At 67.8% G+C, this 435-nt stretch carries 1 protein-coding gene; it reads right to left on the bottom strand.

Going from position 1 to position 435, the window contains the following annotated elements; translation table 11 throughout:
• Positions 1-435, bottom strand: a 435-nt coding sequence (locus tag ACU8YE_RS25535; RefSeq protein ID WP_446930400.1) for a fatty acid desaturase, incomplete at both ends; no start/stop codon positions are given.

Below are 435 nucleotides of genomic sequence, written 5' to 3'. Positions count from 1 at the left end.
CGTCTTCCGGCAGCACGAGCCCGATCGCGACCCAGCGGTAGTACGCCATGTGCTGCCGGAAGACGAGCGGGTCCTGATAGAGATCGGGCACGTACTTCTCCCACCCCGCCGGCCGCGTCGATTCGCCGACGAACAGCCAACCCATGTGGCTGTGATAGAGGCCCCTGAGCCGCCCGCCGAAGCCCTCGCCCGACAGGTGCGGAGAATGCGGATCGCCGTCGCCGTCGCTCGTCGAATGATGGCGACGGTGCGTGGACGCCCACCAGTTGACGGGGCCGTGCGCGCCCATCGAGCCGAGCGCGATCAGCGCGGTGCGCACCCACGGCTTCGCCTTGAACGCCTTGTGCGTCACGTGGCGATGAAAGCCGACTTCGAGCCCGAGCGCGGTCGCGAAATAGAAAAGCGCGAACACGATCCACTCGACGGCGCCTGGCC

Source organism: Ralstonia sp. VS2407 (assembly GCF_052950655.1).
The sequence above is the reverse complement of the archived record's forward strand: the minus strand, read 5'-3'. Positions and strand labels throughout refer to the sequence as shown.